This window comes from Actinomadura sp. 7K507, from assembly GCF_004348425.1.
In the GTDB taxonomy this organism is placed as follows: domain Bacteria; phylum Actinomycetota; class Actinomycetes; order Streptosporangiales; family Streptosporangiaceae; genus Spirillospora.
Genome location: NZ_SMKK01000046.1, coordinates 29,495 through 45,486 on the forward strand (window position 1 = coordinate 29,495; position 15,992 = coordinate 45,486).

Here is a 15,992-nt window from a genome sequence, read left to right on the forward strand (position 1 = left end):
CGAACGGCTTCGCCGCTCATACGGTTTCCTTCCTCGGAGCAGCCGCTCCCGCGCGCTCGCGGAGGGCCTGGCGTCCGACCAGGTCGTCGGGCGGGGCGTCGGGGACGTCCCGGTCGAACCGGCCCAGCGCCCTGGTCCGCATGGCCACCGTGACGGCCACCGCCATGAGCAGGCCCAGGACGAGGTACATCAGTCCGAGCCCGCGTCCCGTCCCGGTGCCGATCACCTGCCCGAAGGTGGGGGCCAGCGCGCCGTCCGCGGCCATCAGCGGCTCCAGCAGCCGCGCGCCGAGCGGCACGGCGACGGCGAAGCCCAGCGGCAGCGTGGACCAGGCGATCATCTGGTTGACCGCCAGGATCCGGCCGTGGAAGCGCTGCGGGAACTTGAGATGGATGAGCGTGACGTAGATGCCGTTGTGGACCGCCAGCCAGAAGTACAGGAAGAACGCGCACACCGCCACGAACACCGGGTCCGGCCGTATCCCGGTGAGCATCGCGAACGCGGCCAGCAGCAGCCCGGTCACCATCACGCCGTGGACGCGGCGCTCCCTGGGACCGCCCCAAACCGCGATCGCCAGCCCGCCCACGGCCACTCCGGCGCCGCCCACGACCGCCACCTGCCCGGCGGTCGACACCGAACCGAATCCCAGCACCAGCGGTGAGAGCGACATCAGCAGCGGGGACAGCAGGACGTTGAACGCCGCGAAGAAGCAGAGCAGCGCCCGGATCGGACGGTGCCGCCACACCAGGCGGAACCCGTTGACCAGTTCCTCCCACAGCGTCTCCCGGCGCACCTGCCCCAGCCTCCTGGGGAACCGGACGAACGCCAGCACGGCGACGGCGACGAAGAAGCCGGTCACGCCCAGCACCAGGACGCCGCCCAGCCCGACGGTGGACAGCAGCCAGACCGCCGCCAGCGGGGCGCCGAACTGCGCGATGCCGTTCACCATCTGGGCCACCCCGTTGGCGTGCCCGAGGAAGTGCTTCGGCACCAGCTGGGGGATCGCGGTGGTGTAGGCGAGCCGCTGGAAGACGAACACCACCGACAGGCAGGCGATCAGCGGGTAGACGTGCCAGATCCGCAGGGTGCCGGTCCACACCAGCGTGCCGAGGAACAGCTGCACCGCCCCGGCCGCGCCGTTGCTCCACAGCATGACGGTCCGGCGGCTCAGCCGGTCCACGACCGCTCCGGCCAGCGGGCCCGCCAGCACGCCCGGGACGATGGCCAGCGTCGCGAACAGCGCGAACCGGGCCAGCGACCCCGTGGTCAGGTAGATCCAGATCGGCAGGGCGAAGTCGGTGATGGCCGAACCGGTGATCGCCGCGAGCTGCGCCGCGGTGACCGCGAGGAAGCGGCGCGGACCGGGCTCGGGCGCGGCCCGCACGGCCGGCTCTCCGGGCCCGCCGCCGGGCCGGGTGCCGTCGTCGGCGTCCTCCAGCCACCAGGTGGCGGCGGGACCGCGCGCCTCCCGCCGCAGCGCTCCGGCGGTCCCGGCGGCCAGCGCGTCGTGCGTGCCGGCGACGATCTCGGCCGTCTCCTCGGCCCGGTACCGGACGAAGTAGTGCCCGGCCTCGTCCAGCACCACCAGCGCGACCGAGCCGGAGAGGAACCGCCACTCCCGGTAGCGCTCCTGGTACATGTCGGTGACGCCGTCCTGCGCGCCGACCAGCGAGATGATCGGAGCGCGCAGCGGCGCCACCCGCTCGTGCAGCAGCCGGGTGAAGTACTCCTCGGCGAGCACGGTGTCCCGGCGCATCGCCCTGGCCATGAACCGGACCTGCGCGTCCTCAAGGCCCGCCACGTCCGTGCCCAGCGCCCGCATCCGGATCTCGTACATACGGTCGCCCAGGACGCGCTCGCGCAGCCGCAGGACCGGGTCGGCGATCCGGCCGCGGGGGCGGGCGAACGGGAAGATCGCGCCGAGGTAGACCGCCGTCACCTCGCGGCCCGCGGCCTCCAGCAGCCGGGCCAGCTCGACGGCCGGCGCGCCGCCGGCGCAGTGCCCGTACAGCGCGAGCGGACCGTCGACGCGCTCCAGGATCTCCGCCGCGCACCGCCGGGCGAGGTCCTCGACGGATTCCCCGGACCGCTCGCCTTCCAGGGACGGATCGCTGCCGGGGACGGCCACGGCGTACACCGCGCGGTCGTCCGGGAGGGCGCCGGCGAGGTCCCGGAAGGCCAGCGGCTGGCCGCCGGCGTACGGGACGCAGACGTAGCTGAGCGTGCGCCGCCCCGGCGGCGGCGCCTTCAACTCGTGCAGCAGGCCGGAACCGCGCTCCCGCGGGTCTTCCAGGAGCCGCGCGAACCGCCGCACGGTCGGGTTCCGGAAGAGGTCCATCACGCTCACCGACCAGTCCCCGCCGGCGAGGACGCGCCGCAGCCGGGTCAGCGCCTTGATCGCGGCGAGCGAATGCCCGCCGCTCTGGAAGAAGTCGTCGTCGGCGCCGAGGCCGGGGTCGCCCAGGACCTCCCGCCATACCTCCGCGACCGTCCGCTCCAGCTCCGTCGCGGGCTCGGCGGACGGCTCCGGGGACGCGGGCGAGGTGCCGGCGAGTTCCGCCGGGGGGACGGCCAGGGCGTTGCGGTCGACCTTGCCGTTGCGGCTGAGCGGCAGCCGCGGCAGCGTCCGGTACCGGCCGGGGACCATGTGGCCCGGCAGGATCCGGGCCAGGTGGGCGCGCAGCGCCGCCGCCGCGGGTTCGGCCCCGGGTGCGGCCACGACGTGCGCGACCAGCTCGCCGTCCTGCGCCGTGACGGCGCATTCGGCCACGTCCGGGTGGGCGGCCAGGTGCGCCTCGATCTCGCCGAGCTCGACCCGGTGGCCGCGGATCTTGATCTGCGCGTCCCGCCGGCCGCGGAACTCGATGACGCCGTCGGGGCCGAACCGTCCCAGGTCGCCGGTCCGGTACAGCCGTTCCCCGCTGGACGGGTGCCGCACGAACAGGGCCGCGGTGCGCTCGGGGTCCCGCCAGTAGCCGCGGGCGACGCCTGCGCCGCCGACGTACTGCTCCCCGGTGACGCCGACCGGCACCGGGGAGAGGTCCTCGTCCAGGATGTGGACGGTGTGGTTGGCCAGCGGCCTCCCGTACGGGATGGACCGCCACCCTGGATCGACCTCGCCGATCGGGTGCTGGACGCACCAGATGGAGGTCTCGGTCGGCCCGCCCAGGCCGATCACCTCGGCGTTCGGCGCCACCGCCCGGATCCGGCCGGGCAGCCCGACCGGGATCCGGTCGCCCGACAGCAGCACCAGCCGCAGCGAGCCGAGTTCGGCGTACCCGTGGTCGGCGTACTCGTGCTCGGCGTGCTCCACCAGCAGCTCCATCAGCGCCGGGACGGAGTTCCACACGGTGATCCGCCCGCGCTCGACCCAGCGGGCCCAGGCGGCCGGGTCCCTGGCGGCGGCGGGCTCGGGCATCACCAGGGCCGCGCCCGCCGCCGGCGCGCCGAACACGTCGAACACCGAGAGGTCGAAGCCGAGCTCGGCCAGGGACAGCACCCGGTCGTCCGGCCCGACGGCGAAGCGCCGGTTGATCTCCAGGCAGGTGTTGGCCGCGTTCCGGTGCTCGATCATCACGCCCTTGGGCGCTCCGGTGGAGCCGGAGGTGAACAGCACGTAGGCGAGGTCGTCGGGGCGCGAGGGGCCGAGTCCGCCGGCCGGTTCCGGTTCGCCGCCGGACGGCGGGACGACCTGGCGCACGTCGAGTCCGGGCGGCCAGGAGACGGTGCCCGCCAGGCGGGGCTGGGTGAGCGCGACCCGGCATTCGCCGCGCTCGATGAGATGCCTCAGCCGCCGCTCGGGCAGGTCGGGCCCCACCGGGAGGTACGCGCCGCCCGCCCGCTGGATCGCCTGGACCGCGACGATCTGCTCCCAGCCGCGCTCCATGACGACGGCCACGAGTTCTTCGCGTTCCACCCCGGCCTCGGCGAGTTCCCGGGTGAGGAGCCGGACCCGGTGCTCGACCTCCGCCCGGGTGAGCTCGCCGCCGGGGTGCACGACGGCGACCTCGTCCGGACGGGTCCGGGCCCGCTGCGCCAGGAGCCCGTGCAGCGTCGCGGGCGGGCCGAGGTCGGCGGCGGTGTCGTTCCACCGCGCACGCTCGGCCCGCTCGTCGCCGGTGAGCATCTCCAGCTCGCTGAGCCGCGCGCCGGGGCGTTCCGCGATCGATCCGAGCAGCGTCTGCAGGTGCCCGGCCATCCGCGCGATGGTGGCGGCGTCGAAGAGCCCGCGGTCGTAGACCAGCACGCCGTCCAGCGCGCCCGAGGGCCGGGCGGCGACGTGCAGTTCCAGGTCGAAGCGGGTCGTGCGCTGCGCGACCGGGAACGGTTCGGCCGCGAGGCCGCCGGGCTGCCCGTACGGGGGCGGGGGCGGGTCCGGGTCGTGGAAGGTGAAGGTCACCTGGAACACCGGTGACCTGGCGGCGTCCCGTTCCGGCCGCAGGTCCCGCACGAGCTGCTCGAACGGGAGGCCCTGGTGGGCCAGGGCGTCCAGGGCGGCGTCCCGGGTGCGGGCGAGCAGCCCGGTGAACTCCGGGTCGCCGGTCAGGTCCGCCCGCAGCGTCACCATGTTCACGAAGAGGCCGACCAGGCCCTCCAGCTCCGGCAGCGGGCGGCCGCCCACCGGCGTGCCCACGGCCGGGTCGCGGCGGCCCGAGTGCCGCGCCAGCACGATCTGGTAGGCGGCCAGCAGCGTCATGAACGGCGTCGCGCCGTGCGCACGCCCGATCTCCCCGAGCCGCCCGGCCAGGCCGGGGGACAGCCGGAACGGGTGCGTGCCCCCGGCGAAGGCCGGATCGGCGCCGCGCGGACGGTCGGCCGGCAGCTCGACGGGCTCCAGTCCGTCCAGCCGCTCCCGCCAGTACTCCAGGTCGCGGTCCAGGGCGCCTCGCGACAGGTGGTCCCGCTGCCAGGCCGCGTAGTCGCCGTACCGGACGGGCGGGCCGGGCGCGGGCGGGGCGTCCGGGCCGGCGGCGTAGCGCTCCTGGATCTCCCGGGCCAGCAGTCCCGCCGAGATGCCGTCGATCACCAGGTGGTGCGCGGTGACCAGCAGGACGTGGTCGTCGCCGGCGACGCGCACCAGCAGGGCGCGCAGCAGCGGCCCACGGGCCACGTCGAACGGCCGTGCCGCCGCGCGGGCCACCAGTCCGCGCGCCTCCTCCACGTCCCCTGAGACGTCCGCGCGTTCCAGCGCCACGGGGGACGGGTCCGCGATGACGACGAGCGGCGAGCCGTCCGGTCCGGCCGGGAACCGCATCCGCAGGCTCTCGTGCCGGGCCGCCGCGCAGTCCAGGGAGGCGCGCAGCCGCGCCTCGTCCAACTGCCCGCGCAGGCGCACCGCCAGCGGGACGTTGTAGGCCCCGGTGCCCGGCGCGAACTGCTCCATGAACCACAGCCGCTCCTGCGCGAACGACAGGGGCGGCGGCACACCGTCCGGCAGGCGCTCGATCACGGGGCGCGCCGCAGCGGGCGCCCGGCGCCGCAGGCGCTGCTCCAGCAGCGCCCGCTTCGCCGGGCTCAGCCCCTGCGTGTCGCTCACGCCCCGACGCCTCCCGTACCGGAGTCGGTGCCGCGGGGCAGGCGCGGGATGGTGGTGCCCCCGTCGCCGGACGCCCCGGGGTCCGGCGGGGACGCCTCGTCCGCGCCCGGATCCGCGGCCACCAGCGCGGCGAACGCGGCGATGGTCGGCGCCTCGAACAGGGTGCGCATCGGCAGCCGGACGCCGATCTGCTTGCGCAGCAGCGCCAGGAACTGCACGCCGATGAGCGAGTTGCCGCCCAGTTCGAAGAAGTCGTCCTCGACCCCGATCTCCTCACCGCCCAGCACCTCGCCCCACAACCGGGCCAGGGCGGCCTCCGTCTCGGTTCGCGGCGCGACGAAACCATCGGACGCGCGGCGGGCCGGTGCGGACGCGGCGCCCTCGCCCACCGCGGTCTCGACGGTCTCCTGGGTGAGCGCGCGGGTCTCCTCCAGGATCGCGGGCAGCGGCGTCGCGGTGACCGCCACCTGCGGGCCGAGCGGGGTGGCGAGCATCCGGGTGAACGCCTCGGCGCCGTCCGCGGGCCGGATGCCCGGCCCCTGCGCCGCCCCCGACCGCTCCTGCCGGGCGGACGCGGGCGCCGGTTCCTTGCCGGTGGTGTCCTTGCCGGTGGTGTCCTTGCCGGTGGTGTCCTTGCGGGTGACGACGCCCATCACCCGGTCGGGGTCGACGCGGCGCAGCACGTAGTCGGCGATGGCCACGACCTCCCGGCCGTCCTCGTCGTACAGCGTCACGTCGGCGACGATCACCTCGTCGGTGCCGCTGTCGCGGAACACCAGGTGGCTCCACATCCTGGCGGGCATCGGGCCGCGCACCACCACGCGCCCGTAGCTGAGCGGCAGGTAGTGCCCCTCCACGCTGATGCGGGCGAAGGAGGTGGCCTCGTCCAGCATGCCGGGGTGCAGCACCCAGCGGTCCAGGTCGGCGGCCACGATGCCCTCGGCGTGCAGGAACGCCAGCGCCTCGCCGTCGCCCATGTACCAGCTGCGCAGGTTGCGCCAGTGCGGCCCGTAGCTGAGCAGGCTGGACAGCGGGACGCCGCCGCGCCCGTCGGCCCGGTCGCAGCGCGCCTGGACGGCGGCGATGTCGACGACCGGCGCCGGACCGGGGTCGATCCGGCCGGCGCCGCCCCGCACGTGGTCGCGGACCTCCCCGCCGACGCGGCTGGAGATCCGCATGTCGATCCCGTCGGCCTCGGGCGTGATGGTGACGCGGATCTGCGCCGCCTCGCCGTCCGGCACCGGCATGGGCTCGGTGAACGTCAGGTCGCGCAGCTCGACGGCGGTGCCGTCGCCGTCCACGGCGGGCAGCGCCGTGGCGGCGGCGCGGTGCGCGGTCTCGACGTACCCGGTGCCGGGCATGACCGGGACGGGCGCCATCCGGTGCTCGTCCAGCACCCAGTGGGTCTGGGCGGACACCTCGCCCGCGGCCCACGCGGCGCCCCCCTCGCCCGACAGCATCTCGGTGACGATCGGGTGGTCGACGGGCGTGGACCGCATCCCGCGCTGCAGGGCGCGGAACGCGGACGGGGCGTCGGCCTCGGCGGCCATGCCGACCTCCAGCCACCCGCCCCAGTCCAGCGAGACCACCCGGCACGGCCAGCCGTGGCCGCCGGACGCGTGCGCGTCCATGAAGGCGTTCGCGGCGCAGTAGTCGACCTGCCCGAACCCGCCCGCGACGGCGGTGACGGACGAGCACAGCACCACCGCGCGCAGGCCGAGGCCGCCGAACGCCTCGCGGAGCGCGAGCGTGCCGCCGATCTTGGGCGCCAGCACCCGTTCGGCGGCGGCGCGCTCCTTGACCTCGGCCATCCCGCCGCCTGGCACGCCGGCCGCGTGCACGATCACGTCCAGCCGGCCGAAACGGGCGACGATCTCGTCGCGGGCCCGGTGCAGCGCCGCCGCGTCGGTGACGTCGGCGGCGACCACCATGACCTCGGCGCCCGAGTCCCGCATCCGGCGCACGGCGGCGATGGCCCGCGCGGTGGGCCCGCCTTCGGCGGCGCGGGCGTCCCATTCGCTCTCGCGCGGGAGACCGGAGCGGGACGCCAGCACCAGCCGGGCTCCCGCGCGCAGGGCGAGGTCCTCGGCGAGCGTGATGCCGACGCCGCCGAGGCCCCCGGTGACGAGGACGACGTCGTCCGGGCCGGCCGGCGGCGGCGCGCCCTCGGCGGCGCCGGGGACGGTCACGCGCTCCCATTCCTCGATCCAGCGGCGGCCGCCGCGCAGCGCGACGTCCGTGTCCCCGCCCAGTTCGGCCAGCACCGCGGCCGGGTCGGCGAGCGGCTCGACGGGGTCGAGGTCCACGTGCCGGACGGTCAGCCAGGGCGCCTCCAGCGGCACCACCCGGACGATGCCGGCGACGGTGGCGTGCTCGGGCCGGGTCACGTCCCGTCCGGTGACGGCCCGCGTCCCGGCGGTGAGCACGTCCAGCCGCGTTCCGGACGGCTCCGCCGCGGTCAGCGCCTGGACGAGGGCGAGCAGGCTGAAGAAGCCCCGGTCCTGGGCCCGCAGGGCCGCCTCGGGCCCCTCCGCGGGTTCGCCGGACAGCGACCAGGCGTGGACGACGCGGCCGGGGACGTCCCCGAGGTCGGAGACGAGCGCCTCGTAGTCGGCGGGCTCGGCCGGGCGGACGGTGTAGACGCCGTCGCCGGCCTTGCCGTAGGCGTCGCCGGGACGGACCTCGACGACCTCGGCGCCCGCCTCGCGCAGCGCCGCGCCGAGCTCGCCGGAGCCGCCGTCCACGAACGCCAGGCAGCGGCCGATCGGCTCCGGCGCACCCGGTGCCCGCGGCGCCTGCCGCCAGGCGGGGACGGTGAACCACTCCTCCAGGGGCAGGTTCGCCTCGCCGCCGATGTGCGGGACGACGGCCAGCGGCCCGGCGCCCTCCGCGGGCTCGATCCAGGCGCGCTTGCGCTCCCAGGGGTAGCCGGGCAGCGAGACGCGGCGGCCTCCGGCGGCCGGGCCGGAGAGGTCGATGCCCCGCGTCCAGAGCGCCCCGGCGGCGGCGTAGACGGTGTGCGGGCCGGAGACCTCGTCGCGCGGACCCGGCAGGCTCGGCGCCGGGCGGGCCGCGTCGCGGCCCAGCTGCATCCGGACCAGGCTCGACAGCTGGCGGCCCGGCCCGCACTCGACGAACAGCCACTCGCCGTCGTTCAGCAGCGTCTCCACGCCCGCGCCGAACCGGACCGCCTCGCGCAGGTGCCGCGCCCAGTAGGACGGGTCGGTCGCCTCCTCGGCGGTGATCCAGGTGCCCGAGACGTTGGAGACGAACGGCATCCGGGGCGCGGACCGGGGCGTCTCCTCCACCAGTTGCCGGAACCGGCCCAGGATCGGCTCCATCATCGGTGAGTGGAACGCGTGGGAGGTGCGCAGCGGCGTACCGGCGACGCCCTCCTGCGCCAGTTCGGAGGCGAAGGCGTCCACGGCCTCGGCGGGCCCGGAGACGACGCAGGTGCCGGGCGCGTTGACGGTCGCGACGGCCAGGTCGGCGGGGAGCCGCGGGCGGACCTCCTCCTCGTCCAGCGGCACCGCGAGCATCGCGCCCGGCGGCATCTCCTGCATCAGCGCGCCGCGGGCGGCGACCAGCCGCAGGGCGCCGGGCAGCTCGAACACCCCGGCGAGCGTCGCGGCGGCGTACTCGCCGATGCTGTGCCCGATCATCGCGGCCGGCTCCAGGCCCCACGACAGCCACAGCCGCGCCAGCGCGTACTCGACCGTGAACAGGGCGGGCTGGGTCAGGCGGGTCTGGCGGAGCCGCTCGTCGCCCTCCTCGCCGCGGGTGAGGAGCGGCTCGCGGATGTCCTCGCCGAGTTCGCCGGCGAGGATCGCGGCGCACTCGTCGACGGCGTCCCGGAACACCGGCTCGGCCTCGTGGAGTTCCGCGCCCATGCCCGCGTACTGCGCGCCCTGCCCGGAGAACAGCAGCGCGACCTGCGGGGCGCGGCGGGGCACGGCGCCGGTGACGAGGCGCCGCGGGTCGCGGAGCGCGGCGACGGCGTCGTCGATGCCGGCGGCCGCCACCGCGGCGCGGCGGCCCAGCCTGCGCCGCCCCTCCCGCAGGGTGAAGGCGACGTCGGCGAGGTCCAGGTCGCGGTTGCCGTCCAGATGCGCGGCCAGCCGCTCGCACGACGCCTCCAGCGCGGTCTCCGTGCGGGCGGAGACGTGCAGCAGGTGCAGCGGGCGCGGCTCCCGGACGGGGCGGTCCAGGGCGGGCGCCTCCTCCAGGACGAGGTGCGCGTTGGTCCCGCCGATGCCGAAGGAGCTGACGCCCGCCCGCCTCGGGGCGCCGTTCGTCTCCCACTTCGCGGGCGAGGCGTTGACGTAGAACGGGTTCTCGCCGAAGTCGATCCTGGGGTTGGGGGACTCGTAGTGCAGGCTCGGCGGGATCATCCCGTGCTCCAGCGCCAGCACCGTCTTGATCACCCCGGCGATCCCGGCGGACTGGCCCAGATGCCCGATGTTGGTCTTGACCGAGCCGATCGCGCACCAGCCGGTGTCCGGACTGGCCTGGCCGAACACGTTCGACAGGGCGCCGACCTCGATCGGGTCGCCCAGCGCCGTCCCGGTCCCGTGCGCCTCCACGTAGGACACGGTGCGGGCGTCGACCCCGGCGACGCCGAGCGCCTGCGCCACCACCGCCGACTGGCCCTCCACGCTCGGTGCGGAGAACCCCACCTTGTTGGCGCCGTCGTTGTTGATCGCGTTGCCGAGGATCACCGCGCGGACGTTGTCGCCGTCCTCCAGCGCGTCCGCCAGCCGCTTCAGCACGACGATGCCGCCGCCGCTGCCCCAGATCGTGCCCTTGCCCCCGGCGTCGAAGGCGCGGCAGTGCCCGTCCGGCGAGGTGATGCCGTCGTCGTCGTAGATGTAGCCGTGCCCGGCGGGTACCTCGATGGTCGCGCCGCCGGTCAGCGCCATGTCGCACTCGCCGTTGCGCAGCGACTCGCACGCGGTGTGGACGGCGACCAGCGAGGTGGAGCAGGCGGTGTGCAGCGTGACGCTGGGCCCGCGCAGGTCGAGCTTGTAGGACGCGAGCGTGGCGCAGTAGTCGGCGTGGTTGCTGACCATCACCGCGAGCCAGCCCGCGTTGGCGTACGCCTTGGGATTGCTGCGGATGTTGATCCACTGGTAGACGTCCGGTCCCACCCCGCCGTACACGCCGATCTCGCCGGGGTAGCGGGCCGAGTCGTAGCCGGCGTCCTCCAGCGCGGTGTGCGCCAGTTCCAGGAACAGCCGGTGCTGCGGGTCGCGGATCTCCGCCTCGCGGATCGACATGCCGAAGAACGCGGCGTCGATGGAGTCGTGGTCGTCCAGCACCATCGCGGCCGGCACGAAGTTCGGGTCGTTCAGGACGTGCTCGGGCACGCCCAGCTCGCGCTGCTCCTCCGGGGAGTAGTAGCGGATCGCCTCCGCGCCTCCGGCGAGGTTGTCCCAGAACCGCCGGGCGTCGCCGGCGCCGGGGACCCGGCAGGCCAGCCCGATGATCGCGATCGGCTCCACGGCCTGCTCGTCCTGCTCGCCGTGCTCGTGCCGCTCGTGCTGCTCGTGCCGCCGGTCAACCGGGGAGGCTGGATGGGGGGTCGTCATGGTCCGCGTCCTTCTGGTCGCCGTGCACCGGTCGCGTGGATGGAGAGGGGCGGTCGTGCCGCCGGGAACGGGAGCGGCGGGCGGCGGCCCGCCGGGTCGCCCGGTCGAGCCCGGGGCTGTGGCGGGCGCCGCCTTCGAGGAAGGCGGCCAGTTCCCGGACGGTGGGGTGGCGGAACAGCTCGACCACCGGGACCCGGCGGCCGAGGGCCCGGTCCAGGCGGGCCTGCACGGCGACGATCGCCAGCGAGTGGCCGCCGATGTCGAAGAAGTTGTCGCGCGGCCCGACCCGCAGCCGCCCCAGCACCGCGCCCCACGCCTCGGCCACGACCCGTTCGGTGGGGGTCAGCGGCCCGCCGGACGCGGGCGGGAGCGGGCGCCGCCGCTGCCGGGGCAGCGCGGAACGGTCCACTTTGCCGCCGCGTGTCAGCGGGATCGCCGGGACCAGGCGCACGTCCGCCGGGACGGCCGCGTCCGGCAGCTTCGCGCGCAGATGGGCCAGCAGGCCGGCCGGGGTGAGACCGGGATGCTCGGGCACCGCGTAGCCGTGGACGACGCGCGCGCCGGACGCGTCCAGAGCCGTGGCGGCGGCGGCCGCCCGGACTTCGGGATGGTCCAGCATCGCGGCCTCGACGGCGCCGAGCTCCACCCGGTACCCGCGGATCTTCACCTGGTCGTCGGCGCGTCCCGCCAGCTCGACGGTGCCGTCCGGCGCGTACCGTCCGAGGTCGCCGGTGCGGAAGATCCGGTCGCCGGGATCGGCGGCGCCCGGCGTGGCGCCGAAGCGGCGCGCGGTCAGCGACGGGTCGAGGTAGCCGCCGGCGAGGTGGCGGCTGCGGATCACCACCTCGCCCAGCTCGCCGGTCCCGCAGATCCGGTCCGCGGGGTCGACGACCAGCAGGCGGCTGCCGCGGACGCCGCGTCCGACGGGGACGGGACGCGCCGTCGCGGTCAGCCGGGCCGGATCGATCTCGTGGCAGGAGTGGCCCTGCGGGGTCTCGGTGGTGCCGTACAGGTTCAGCATCCGGGCGTTGGGGGCGAGGACGGCCAGGCGGAGCGCGTCGTCCTCGGTGAGGCGGTCGCCCGCGAGCGCGATCAGCCGCAGGCCGGGGACCGGCCCGGCGGCGGCCGCGCAGAGCATCCGCGCCATGGGCGGGGTGAGGTGGGCGACCGTGACGTGCTGCGCGCGCAGCCATTCCGCCAGGCGTTCCGGGTCGCGCACCATCGGCTCGCCGGGCACGCACAACCGGGCCCCGGCGGCGAGCGGGACGAACATGTCGCGCAGCGCGGGGTCGTGGGACAGGCCGGACAGCAGCGCGACGCGGTCGCCGGGGCCGATGCCGTGAGCGGCCGTGTACCAGTCGACGAAGCGGGCCAGCGGGCGGTCCGTCGTGACGACGGGCTTGGGGTCGGACGTGGTGCCCGAGGTCAGGGAGATGTAGCCGCGCGGCGATTCGGCGTCGTCGGTGGGGCCGTCGTCCTGGACGAGGACGGCCGGGAGGTCGCGGAGGGCGCCGTCGTCCCCGGCGGTGCCGGGGCCGCGCAGCCGGGCGCGGGCGCCGGCGGCGCGGGCCTGCGCCCGCCGTACGTCCGGTGGATCGGACGGGTCCAGGATCACCCAGCGCGCCCCGGAGGCGAGGACCCCCAGCAGCAGGCCGGGCAGGGCCACGTCCCTGACCGCCGGCACCGCCACCGTCTCGCCGGGGCGGACGCCCGCCGCGCGGACGGCGGCGGACGTGCGGCGGCTCAGGTGGGTGAGGTCGCGGTAGGTCAGCTCGCCCCCGGCCCCGGACGCCGCGACGGCGTCCGGCGCCGCCCGGCGTACCCGTTCCAGGACGCCCGGCCCCGTCCATTCCGGGAGCGGCTCGTCCCAGCCCGGGGCGGCCCTGTCGCGCAGCGACGCCTCGCGCACCGGCGCGTGCGGGCGGGCGACGAGTTCTCCGAGCAGCCGCAGGTAGCCCGAGAGCAGCGCCTCGACGCGGCCGCCGTCGAACAGGTCGGGGTTGTGGACGACCTGGAACGCCAGCCCGCCGGGAGTCCGGTCGGCGTACATGGTCAGGTCGAACAGCGAACCGGGCAGCCCGGCCTCGACCGGTTCGGTGGTGCAGCCGGGAAGGCGCAGCCGCGGCTCGGCGAACCCGAACATGTTGAACGCGACCTGCGCGAGCGGTCCGCGGCCCAGGTCGCGCGGGACGCCCAGCGCCTCGACGATCCCCTCGAACGGAAGGTCGCCGTGGGCGCTCGCCTGGGCGAGCTCGTCCCGGCAGCGCCGCACGTGGTCGCCGAAGTCCGCGGCGCCGTCCGGCCGCAGCCGCAGCGGCAGGATCCGCAGGCAGCAGCCGACCAGGTCCTCGAACGCGGCGTCCGGGCGGTCGGCGTACGGGGTGGCGACGACCAGGTCGTCCTGGCCGGTGAGCCGGTGCAGCAGCACCCCGAAGGCCGCCAGCAGGACGGCGTACGGGGTGGCGCCGAGCGAGACGCCGAGGGCGTCGACGGCGGCGGCGAGCTCCGGGCCGGTCCGGGCGGTGACGCGTTCGCCGCGGAAGGTCTGGACGGGCGGGCGGGCGCGGTCGCGCGGGAGGTCGAGCACCGCCGGCGCCCCGGCCAGGTGGTCCTTCCACCACGCGGCCTGGTCCGCGCCGTGGCGCCTCGCCCGCTCCAGCGACCGGCCGACGTAGTCCGCGAAACTCGCGCGCGGCGGCGCGGCGGGCGTTCCGGCGTACGCGGCGGCCAGATCGTCGGCGAGGACGCCGTGGGACCAGCCGTCGAACACGATGTGGTGGACGGTCAGCGCCAGCACGTGGTCGTCGCCGCCGAGCCGGATCAGCCGGGCGCGCAGCAGCGGCCCGGCGGCCAGGTCGAACGGCGTGGACGCCTCGGCCGCGAGCGCCTCCTCCAGCGGGGACCCGCCGAGCTCGGCGACGGGCAGCGGCACCTCGCCGGGCGGGTCCACGACCACGTAGGGGACGCCGGACCGCTGCCGGACGCGCCAGCGCAGCACGTCGTGCCGGGCGGCCACGGCGGTCAGCGCCGTGCGCAACGCGTCCGCCGAGACCGGGCCGCGCAGCCGCTCCGCGATCGCCACGTTGTGCACGGGCGTGCCCGGCGCGAGCTGCTCGACGAACCAGAGCCTCCGCTGCATGGGCGACAGCACCGGCCCGTCCGGCGCGGCGCGCACCGGGTGGCCGGGCAGCGGGGGAGCCGTCGCCACCCGCGCCTGCAGACCGGCGAGCGTCCGCCCGGCGAAGACGTCCTCGACGGTGACGTCGCGGCCCGTCTCGGCTCGCAGCGCGGAGACGATCCGCATGGCGCGCAGCGAATGGCCGCCGGACTCCAGGAACCCGTCACCGGGCCCGGGAGCCGGTGATCGCAGGACGCGCGCCCAGATCCCGGCCACCGTGCCGTTCCCGCTCGGGGACGGCGCCGGTTCCGGGACCGCGCGGGCGCGCAGCGCGTCCAGGTCGACCTTGCCCGCGGTGTTGAGCGGCAGCGCGCCGAGCCGGACGAGCCGGGTCGGCAGCATGTAGGCGGGCAGCCGGTCGGCGCAGTGGCCGCGCAGCTCGTCCAGGCCAGGCGCCTCGCGGGGCGCGACGTAGGCGATGAGCTCGTCCGCCGCGACGTCGGCGACCGCCTGGAGGACGCCGGGATGGCCGCGCAGCACGGTCTCGACCTCGCCGGTCTCGACCCGCTGGCCCCGGATCTTCACCTGCCGGTCCAGCCGTCCGAGGAAGGCGATCCGTCCCTCCCCGTCCAGCACCGCCCGGTCGCCCGTGCGGTACAGCCGCGCGCCCGGTCCTCCTCCGAACGGGTCGGGGACGAAGCGTTCGGCGGTGAGGCCGGGGCGTCCCAGATAGCCGCGGGACACCTGCGGGCCCCCGATGCACAGCTCGCCCGCGACGCCCGGCGGGCAGGGCCCGCCCCGCTCGTCCAGGATGTGGGCGTGGCAGCCGGGAAGCGCGCGGCCGATCGGGAGCGGGCGGTCCCAGCGGCCGGTCAGCTCCGTCCCGACCACGCACACGGTCGTCTCGGTCGGGCCGTACCAGTTGTGGAACCTCCGCTCCGGCGGCTTCGACCAGCGCTCCACCTGCTCCGGGCCGGCCGGCTCGCCCGCGGTGACGAGGTCGCGCAGGTGCGGCATCCCCTCGGGATCCAGCAGCGGCAGAAGAGCCGGGGGCAGGAAACCCCACGTCACCTCGTGCTCGTCCAGGAAACGCTGGAGCCGGCCGGGGTCGTCGCGGTCGCCGTCGCCGACGAGCTGCACGCTGCCTCCCCTGGTCAGCGGGGCCAGCATGTCCAGGACGGACACGTCGAAGCCCAGCGCGGAGAACGCGATCGAGCGGCACGTTTCGTCCAGCCCGAACCAATCGGCCGCCATGGTCACGAACGCCGCGGCGCTGCGGTGGGCGACCGTCACTCCCTTGGGTTCGCCGGTCGACCCGGACGTGTAGAGGACGTAGGCGGCGTTCTCAGGCAGGGCGGGGGTCGGCGGTGGGGGCGACGGTTCGTCCAGCGAGGGGACGAGCACGCGCGGGCCGGGACCGTCCAGGAGTTCCCGGCCCGTCTCGTCGGCCACGACGACGTCGATGGCCGCGTCCGCGATGAGGCCGGCCAGCCGCCTCCGCGGATGGGACGGGTCGAGCGGCACGTAGGCGCCGCCCGAGAGCAGCACGCCGAGGACGGCCACGGGCATGAGCGGCGTCCGCCGCAGGCACACCCCGACCCTCCGCTCCGGGCCGATGCCGAGCCGCCGGAGGTCCCGGGCCAGTGTCGCGGCGGCTCCGGCCAGGACACGGTAGGTGAGGGTGTCGTTCCACTGCCTGACGGCGATGGCGCCGGGGGTCCGGGCGGCCTGGGCCGTGATCATGTCCCCC

At 76.1% G+C, this 15,992-nt stretch carries 3 protein-coding genes; all 3 read right to left on the minus strand.

Translation table 11 applies throughout. The features are described from left to right. Window positions 1-16: 16 nt before the first annotated feature. From E1285_RS13220 to E1285_RS13230, 3 genes are read right to left on the minus strand one after another with little or no spacing between them, the layout of a single operon-like run. On the minus strand, window positions 17-5,536 hold the full coding sequence (locus tag E1285_RS13220; protein ID WP_132151660.1) for a non-ribosomal peptide synthetase/MFS transporter: 5,520 nt from the start codon (window positions 5,534-5,536) through the stop codon (window positions 17-19). Further along, window positions 5,533-11,124, minus strand: coding sequence for a type I polyketide synthase (locus E1285_RS13225; protein ID WP_132151662.1), 5,592 nt, complete (start codon window positions 11,122-11,124; stop codon window positions 5,533-5,535). Before E1285_RS13225 ends, E1285_RS13220 begins: the two co-directional genes overlap by 4 nt. Further along, window positions 11,093-15,985, minus strand: coding sequence for a non-ribosomal peptide synthetase (locus E1285_RS13230; RefSeq protein ID WP_243722749.1), 4,893 nt, complete (start codon window positions 15,983-15,985; stop codon window positions 11,093-11,095). Before E1285_RS13230 ends, E1285_RS13225 begins: the two co-directional genes overlap by 32 nt. Between the last annotated feature and the right edge of the window lie 7 nt (window positions 15,986-15,992).